This is a genomic window from Arthrobacter sp. 10T413_2, assembly GCF_056394205.1.
The window spans coordinates 1-7317 of record NZ_JBFTHK010000197.1 but is presented as its reverse complement, the minus strand read 5'-3'; the positions used below and the strand labels follow the sequence as shown (position 1 = coordinate 7317).

Genomic DNA, 7317 nt, shown 5'->3' with positions numbered 1-7317 from the left:
CTCCCTTTACCTGCTGGACGAGCCCACCACCGGCCTGCACCCRGCCGATGTCCAACTCCTCATGGCCCAGCTTCACCGGCTCGTGGACGCCGGCAACACCGTCATCGTGGTCGAACACGACATGGATGTGGTGGMCGCCGCGGACTGGGTGATCGATCTGGGGCCGGCCGGCGGCGACGCCGGCGGTCAGATCGTGGCAACCGGGACGCCCGCCGCCGTCGCGCGTTCCGGGACGAGCCGGACGGCGCCGTACCTGGCCGCGGTGCTTGGGGGCTGACGCGAACATGTTCGCGTGAGTCAGCGGCGGGATGATAACGGCAGAAACGGGAAAAATAACGTCTTGATAACGGACGGCCCCTGCCTTAATCTGGTTTGCATGCCCGGCAACCGGGTATTGAATGCCCGGTGCTGCCACCACCAGATACTGCCCGACCGGTAGACACCGTAATGACCTCTAATGTCAGGGGCGGGCAGTGGCGCGACAACGTCCGGGGACGGACCGAGCGCCGGTGGCCCTCAGGAGCATCTGAACCATGAAGAAATCCACCTATGGCACTGCCGTGCGCCGCGGCATCACTCTGGCGGCTGTCTCGATTGCAGGCGTCGCATTGTCGGCCTCGGCAGCTAACGCGGCCGCCCCGGCCACAGCCCCCGCCTCCACGTGGGACTCCCTGGCCCAATGCGAAAGTGGCGGCAACTGGGGCACCAACACCGGAAACGGTTACGCGGGCGGCCTGCAGTTCAGCCCCGGCACCTGGGCCGCTTACGGCGGAACAGGGTCTGCGGCCAATGCCAGCCGTGAACAACAGATCGCCGTCGCCCAGAAGGTGCAGGCCACGCAGGGTTGGAGCGCATGGCCCGCCTGCGCCGCGAAGCTGGGCCTGCGCGGAGGCTCCGGGGCTCCGCAGACCGCAACCACTTCACGACAGCCCGCCGCGGTTTCAGCCCCAGCCAGGGTGCCTGCGCGGAATGTAGCGCTCAAGGCAACYGTCCCGGCACCCCGCCATGTTGCACCGGTATCAGTCAGTGGCCAGACCTACACCATCCGGAGCGGCGAAACCCTGAGTACGATCGCCGAGAAGCTCAACATTGCCGGAGGCTGGCGCTTGCTGGCCGACGCGAACACTGCGACCATCAGCAACCCCCATCTGGTGTTCCCGGGCYAGGTCCTGCAGCTTCCCGGATAGGCCACCCGCTAAAGCACGACGCCCTTAACGCACGCCGCCGGAGCAATCCCGCGAGGGGACGCTCCGGCGTCGTGGTGCGTGAGTGAGCCGTGCTTCCTAAGTGAGCCGTGCTTMTCGGGTGAGCCGTGCTGGCTTAGGCGGCCTGCGGGAGTTCGCGGACAATCTGAAGTTTCCACGCGGCGTCGTCGCTCGTGTCCAGCAGGGCCACGGTACCCATAGCCAGGTGCAKGGCCACCCGCTTCGCGGCGAGCAGTTCAAGGTAGAGGTTTTCGTTCACGCGCGCAGGGGCGTCGATGACGTACTTCACGGCGTCGCGGACCTTGCGGTAGTTGTCGCTCCGCTCCCGGTGCAGGTGCAGTTCCAGCATGCGGCGCTGCTTGATCCGCGGCTCGTTCCGGTTCAGCCAGGACACTGCGGCGTGGACGGCGACCACCAGGGTCAGTGAGACGACGTAAATCCACCAGCCCGTGTTGAGCAAAAAGAGGGGCAGGTTGGCGATCGCCACGACGGCGATGAAGAGGCGCAATGCCAGAATCCGCCGCATGGTCAGCGCGACCGATGCCATTGCGGCGCGGAAGCCGTGCAGTTCGTTGCGGGCCGCCACCGGGTCAAGAATGACTTCCTCCAGCACGAGAATGCCGTTCGCTTCCGGACCGAGCAGTTGGCCGTATTTCGGCACGAACGGCATAACAGGGGCTGGATTCATGGCGTGTCCTCCGGGCKGCATTGATGGGGTCCTGCTATATTACGCCCCTTCGTAATGACCTGTCTGCTTCATTCCAAAATGTGAACATGCGCACGCGCGGTCCTGTGCAATTGGTGGATTCGTCGAGTGGCCTCAAACTGGAGAGATGCAGACTTTCCTCCCCTTCCCCGATTTCCAGCAGAGCGCCGCGGTTTTGGATCGCGAGCGGCTCGGCAAGCAGCGTGTTGAAGCGCTGCAGATCCTGCGTGCGCTGGTGATCCCGGAGTATGGCTGGCAGTCGCACCCGGCGATCCGGATGTGGATGGGGTACGTCCCCGCGCTGACGATGTACGGCCTGGCCGTGGTGGATGAATGGACGGCCCGCGGCGGCGAGGACACCACCCGCGCGAAGATCATGGAGTTTGCCCCGCAGGCGGCCCACCCCGACTACGCCGCCAAGATTCCGATGCCGCCGTGGCTGGGCGAGCCGGATTTCCACCTCAGCCACCGGTCCCGGCTGATCGCCAAGGATCCGCGATTTTACACCAAGGTCTTCCCGGGCACGGACCCGGACCTGGAGTATGTCTGGCCGGAGCCCAGGCTCGAGCTCGTGCCGGAGGATCCTGCCGGGGAGCGGACGTGGGTCCTGCGCTTGCCGCTCGGCGACACCGAACCGGAGCAGCTGAAGACTGTCAGCCTGCCGCCCGTGGGACGCGCCAAGCCCGCGGCCGATGACGACTACCAGTTCGTCTACGCCGATTCGGGCTCCCGCCGCCCCAAGGTACGCAAGCTGCCGCCGAAGCAGCTCGTCAAGAAGCCCACCCGCAAGCGCCAGCAGCAAGAAGATGCGTTCACCACCCTTCCGGGCAACTCCGTGGTCGCCATCCCGGTCAACGGCGGCACCTCCTTCGCCATCGGCAAGGTCCTGGGCCGTCCGATCACCGTGGACGGCCAGTTCGCGCGCAACTTCCAGGTCGACGAGATCGTGGACCGCTCGGCCTTCGATTACCCGGCGCTGCTGCAGGACCCGCGGGCTTTCTTCCCGATTCCGGCGAGGTAGCCGAACGGCTACAGCCGAACGACGCCGGGCGGGGTCTGGCGTCGGGGCCTGGCGTCGGGTCCGCTGGTTCAGTGGGCCACAAGTTCAGTTCAAGTTTTGCCCGGGCCTGTGCGTAGCTCCTCGTGAAGGCTGGCAGACTGGCCCTATGACTGTACTTTTGGCCGGTTGCGGCGATTTGGGCACTGAGGCCGGGCTGCGTTTCGCGGCCGCCGGACACCGTGTGGTGGGCTGGCGTCGCTCGCCGGGCAAGCTTCCGGCTGCCATTGAGGGGGTCGCGGCGGACCTGAGTTCGAGCGAGTTGCCGGCCGTCCCGGCGGACACTACCGCCGTCGTCGTCGCGATTGCCGCCGATTCCCCCACGGAAGACGCCTACCGGACCGCTTATGTGGATGGTCTCGCGCACGTGCTGGATGCCGTTCTGGCGTCCGGCGCCAGCGTCCGCCGAATCCTGTTTGTGTCCTCGACCGCGGTCTACGGTGACGCCKACGGCGGCTGGATCGATGAACGCACGACGCCGGAACCCGGCGGGTTCTCGGGCCGCATCATCCGCGAGGCAGAGGAACTCCTCTACAGCCGCTTGACCGGCACCGGCATCACCCCGGTCGTGCTGCGGCTGGGCGGCATCTACGGCCCCGGCCGGACCCGGCTGATCGACCAGGTGCGCGGCGGAACGGCCGTCATTCCGGCGACTTCGCGCTTTACCAACCGTATCCACCGGGACGACGCCGCCGCGGCAATCGTCCACTTGTGCACCATGGATGCGGTTCCCGGGCCCGTGTATATAGGCGTCGACAACGAACCGGCCGAGCTCGGTGACGTGCTGGGCTTCCTGGCGGCCGAGCTGGGGCTCCCCCAGCCGGCGTCGGAGCTGGCGGACGCATCGGACGCGGCTTCGACTTCGGGCGGGACTTCGACGTCGGGCCGGGAACCGTCACGGGGTGGCAACAAGCGGGCGAGCAACGCCCTGCTCCGCAGCACCGGCTTCGAGTTTCAGTACCCGAGTTTCCGCGAAGGCTACCGGGCCATTCTTGCCGGGGTCGGCGTCCGGCACCCCTAAGGCCTGCTTCGATCACCGCACACGTCATTAACACCTTCAATGAGGGGAACCATGGATCTTCAGCACACTATTGAGACGGTCGGCAGCTTCATGGATTTCGCGGGAGTGGCCGTCATGGTGATCGGCGCGGTCATATCCATCCCCCTGGCGCTGCGGGGCTATCAGCCGGAACGGCTGCCGGCGGGCTCCGCGCCGCTGACCGTCTACCGCTCCTACCGGMAACTGCTGGGCCGGTCCATCCTGTTGGGTCTGGAGCTGCTGGTCGCGGCCGACATCATCCGGTCGGTCGCCGTCACACCGACCTTCGAGGGTGTCGGCGTGCTGGGCATTATTGTGCTCATTCGAACCTTCCTCAGCTTCTCGCTCGAGCTGGAAATCACCGGACGCTGGCCCTGGCAGAGCCAGCGCGGAGGTCCATCGGCCTCCTMCGTGACTGGCTGAAGCCATTCCAGACGTCGCCGCCGAACTGAGGCGACATCTGAACTGAGCCGACGTTCAAGTTKGGGGCGCTGAACTACGGAGCTTGCAGGAAGGAAAATTCACATGAACCTAGATCCTTGGCCCGCCGCACCCGAGCTTCCGCGCCCGATCATCATGGATCAACGCTGGACCGATGCTGTCTTCCTGCACTGGCGAATCCCTGAGCCGGTGKCGGCGTCGTTCATGCCTCCAGGAGTTGTCCCGGACAGCTTTGACGGATCCGCCTGGGTKGGACTCATCGGTTTTCGAATGCAAGGCGCCGGTCTGGGCCGCGGACCCGGTATCCCGTATTTCGGAAGCTTCACCGAGATCAACGTGCGCCTCTACTCCCGGGAACCGGACGGCACCCGGGGAGTAGTCTTCCTCAGCCTGGATGCGTCKCGGTTGGCGGTGGTGCTCGCTGCGCGGGCCGCCGGGATTCCCTATGTATGGTCTCGCGCGAGCTTCGCCGGTGGGGATGCCGTGCCACGCGGGGAGCTGGGAGCCGCCGGCATGGGAAGGCCCCAGAGCGGTTACGTGGTGCGGCGTTTCCGTGGAGGCGCTCAGAGTGATTTCGCCGTCGTCCCGGAGTTCGACGTCGAGGCGACCGACCCGTTATCAGTACACCTGACGGCCCGGTTCGGCCTGCATTCCCGGTTTAGGGGCAAGACCCTCTATGTTCCGAACGGGCACGGCGCGTGGCCGCTGTACCGGGCGCACGTGACCCGGCTGGAGGATCAATTGGTGCGCGCTGCCGGCATTGAGGTCGGCAGGCCGCCGGAGTCCGTGCTCTTCTCGCCCGGAGTGCGCACGCAGTTTGGCCGGCCGCGGGTCCTGACCCGCGCACACTGACCTTCCGCTTTGGCCCGCGTGCCCTGAAATCGTGGCGGCCGGGCAACCGCTCCGCGGCGCCAATGGGTTCCCGCACGGTTCCCGCTAAAACTGTCACACCCCCGGAGGAGACTGGTTTCATGGAAGCCGCCAGGGATTTCATTCCGTTCGGGGACGACGGGCAGGGCACGGACCAGGACACGAGTCACGGTACGGATCCGGCCCGGCGGTCGGGTGTGGATGTTGCCCTGGCCGCGCTGGAGGCTGTGGGTTCGACGGCGGTTCAGGATGCGGCGTTGTGGGATTTCCGGGCCGCGTCGGACTTCGCCGGGGGTGTGGAGGAGCTCTCGCGCCGGGTGGAGTTTTTGCAGCTGGTGGCGGCCGGCGCGGTGGACCGTACCAGGAAGCAGTCCTCCGCGGCGGCGGCGAGGACGGCGGCGGGGGCCGGCACGTCGTGGACGACGGGCTGGCGCGACGAGGCCCCCGGAACCGCGGCCGCCAGTGGCGCATCGTCCGGCGGGGTGAGCGGTGCGGCGGCCGACGGCCGAATCGACGGGGTGCCCGGTTCCGCGGCTTCGCCCGATGCGCTGGCCGGGGAGGGTGTGCCGTTGGATGCGGCCGGTGACGCGGCGGTGGTGGATGACGGGTATCGGAACACGGCGGAGTTCCTCCGGGCGCTGTTGCGGATCTGTGCGCCGGAGGCTAAGCGCCGGCTGTCGCTGGCCGGGGGTGTGCTGCCCCGCCGGGGACTCACCGGCCAGCCCGTCCCGGCGGTGCATGCGGAGCTTGGTGCGGCGGTCGCGGCCGGGGAGGTCGCATCGCGGGCCGCGACGATCATCACGGCGGCGCTGGAGAAGGTCCGGCACGTCTGTGACGCCGGATCCCTGGCGCGGATGGAGCATGCCCTGACGCGCACGGCGGCGGAAAACGATGCGGACTTCCTGGCCCGGGTSGCCCGGGGCTGGGCSGATGCGCTGGATCAGGACGGTGCCGAGCCSTCCGAGGAGCTGCTGCGYCAGCTKCAGGGCGCCTTCATCCGGCGCCGGCGCCACGGCCTGCACCATCTTGAGATTTTCGCGACCACCGAACAGTTCGAGTACCTCCTCACGGTCATGAACACCGGAACCAACCCCCGCACCGCCACCACAAACACACCCGCCGCCGGCGCCGAGGTCCCCGCGGCCGGCGCTGAGGGCTCCGCCACCGGTGTCGCCGCCGCTGATGGCTGGGTCGCGGGTGCCGGACCGGCGGCCGGTCACGGCCGGACGGTTGATACGACTCCCGGTGGCGCTGCGGCCTCTGAAGGCTGGGCCGCCGAGCCCGCCGGCGCCGCTTTCGCCGTGGGGTGGGCCGCCAATGAGCCGACCCGTGACGGCTGGGGCGTCGGCACACACGCCGGCGAGCGTTCGAGCTTCGGACCCGCCGCCGCGGCCGGTGCCGGCGGTCAGTGGCCGGTCACGGGTGCCGGCGCGGGCGTGTGGGCCTGTGATGCCCGGGCCGGCGGCGTGTCGACTCACACGGATGCCCAGGCGGCCGCCCCGGGGAATCATGCCGTTCCGGACGACGCCCCCGCCGTAGCGGGGCAGCCGGTGTCGGGGGAGGATCCGGGGGCGGCGGGGCTGGATCATCGGTCCCGGGCCCAGCGGCTGCTGGACGGCCTGGTCGGTGCCTGCGGGATCGCMCTCGCCACCGGGGGCCTGCCCGCCGCGGGCGGGCTCCGGCCCCAGGTGATGGTCACCATCGATTACCGGGACCTGCTGGCCCGGCTCGGCACCACCACCGACGGCCAGAGCGGCCCGGCAGAAGCTCAGGAAACGGCCGGTGGGGCGTTCCGGCCCGCCGGGGCGGTGCGGGAAACGGGATCGCTGCTGTTCACCGGGCCCGTCACGGCCTCCACGGTCCGGAAGATCGCCTGCGACGCCGACATCATCCCGGTCTTGCTCGGGGGTGAGGGACGGATCCTGGACATCGGCCGGGCGTCCCGGATCTTCCCGCCTCACCTCCGCAAGGCCCTCATCGCCCGGGACCGGGGCTGTGC

General features: G+C 68.4%; 7 protein-coding genes and 1 pseudogene. 7 read left to right on the top strand and 1 reads right to left on the bottom strand.

Annotated elements, in window-relative coordinates:
* Nucleotides 1–277 (top strand): annotated as a pseudogene (locus AC1DBQ_RS20145) (ABC transporter); the annotation flags it as partial.
* Nucleotides 278–533: 256 nt separating this feature from the next.
* Nucleotides 534–1187, top strand: coding sequence for a transglycosylase family protein (locus AC1DBQ_RS20140; protein ID WP_476930195.1), 654 nt, complete (start codon nucleotides 534–536; stop codon nucleotides 1185–1187).
* 133 nt (nucleotides 1188–1320) lie between these two features.
* Here the strand turns inward: AC1DBQ_RS20140 and AC1DBQ_RS20135 are convergent, their stop codons facing one another.
* Nucleotides 1321–1893, bottom strand: coding sequence for a hypothetical protein (locus AC1DBQ_RS20135; RefSeq protein ID WP_476930194.1), 573 nt, complete (start codon nucleotides 1891–1893; stop codon nucleotides 1321–1323).
* Between the two features lie 145 nt (nucleotides 1894–2038).
* Between AC1DBQ_RS20135 and AC1DBQ_RS20130 the strand changes: the two genes are divergently transcribed.
* The 5 genes from AC1DBQ_RS20130 to AC1DBQ_RS20110 form a co-directional block, all read left to right on the top strand.
* The gene (locus AC1DBQ_RS20130) at nucleotides 2039–2932 is read left to right on the top strand and encodes an MSMEG_6728 family protein (protein WP_476930193.1); all 894 of its coding nucleotides are present in this window, start codon (nucleotides 2039–2041) and stop codon (nucleotides 2930–2932) included.
* Nucleotides 2933–3077: 145 nt separating this feature from the next.
* Complete coding sequence (locus tag AC1DBQ_RS20125) at nucleotides 3078–3989, top strand: SDR family oxidoreductase (RefSeq protein ID WP_476930192.1); 912 nt, start codon at nucleotides 3078–3080, stop codon at nucleotides 3987–3989.
* A 51-nt stretch (nucleotides 3990–4040) separates the two neighbouring features.
* Nucleotides 4041–4430 carry a DUF1622 domain-containing protein gene (locus AC1DBQ_RS20120; RefSeq protein WP_476930191.1) on the top strand — a complete coding sequence of 130 codons (390 nt, stop codon included), beginning with the start codon at nucleotides 4041–4043 and terminating at the stop codon, nucleotides 4428–4430.
* 102 nt (nucleotides 4431–4532) lie between these two features.
* Nucleotides 4533–5300: a YqjF family protein gene (locus tag AC1DBQ_RS20115; protein ID WP_476930190.1), complete on the top strand. Its 768-nt coding sequence runs from the start codon at nucleotides 4533–4535 to the stop codon at nucleotides 5298–5300.
* 119 nt (nucleotides 5301–5419) lie between these two features.
* On the top strand, nucleotides 5420–7317 hold a 1898-nt coding region (locus tag AC1DBQ_RS20110), incomplete at its 3' end, for a DUF222 domain-containing protein (protein ID WP_476930189.1).